This is a genomic window from Paenibacillus oleatilyticus, assembly GCF_018998565.1.
Lineage (GTDB): Bacteria > Bacillota > Bacilli > Paenibacillales > NBRC-103111 > Paenibacillus_G > Paenibacillus_G oleatilyticus.
This window is the reverse complement of the sequence record NZ_JAHNZO010000085.1, coordinates 1-629: the sequence shown is the minus strand read 5'-3', so window position 1 is coordinate 629 and position 629 is coordinate 1. Positions and strand designations below refer to the sequence as shown.

The following is a 629-nucleotide window of genomic DNA, read 5'->3' as shown; positions in this document are numbered from 1 at the left end:
AACTCGCCTCGCGAGAAGACGATCTACCAGTTGCTGGAGGAACAAACGGTGCGGACACCGGAGCAGGTTGCTGTCTACTGCGAAGGCCAGCGGCTGACGTACCGCGAGCTGAACGAGCGGGCCAACCGCCTCGCCCGCACGCTGCGCAGCGCCGGGGTGCGGCGCGAACGGTTCGTCGGCCTGATGGTCGAGCGCTCGCTGGAGATGATCGTCGGGGTGTTCGCTATCCTCAAAGCTGGCGGCGCGTATGTGCCAATCGATCCGGAGTATCCGGAAGACCGCATCCGCTACATGCTGGAGGATTCGGGCGCGAAGCTGCTGCTGACGCAGGAACGGCTTCGCGAGCGCATCGCCGCCGAACTGAAGGACGTTGCGGTGCTTGCGGCGGACGATGAGGCGAACTATGATGCCGACGGCTCGAACCTGGAGCCGGTATCCGGCGCGGACGACTTGGCCTATGTTATCTACACATCGGGTACAACCGGCAAGCCGAAGGGCGTCATGCTGGAGCATCACGGGCTGACGAACCTGAAAGCATACTACGACCATACGCTGCGTATCGGCGAAGAGGACCGCGCGCTGCTGTTCGCCAGCCTGTCGTTTGACGCGGCCTGCTGGGAGATCTTCCA

The 629-nt window shown here is 63.4% G+C and carries 1 protein-coding gene; it reads left to right on the top strand.

What is annotated here, in order from left to right; genetic code table 11:
- A partial coding sequence (locus KQX66_RS36400) for an AMP-binding protein (protein ID WP_216798389.1) occupies positions 1-629 on the top strand: 629 nt, incomplete at both ends.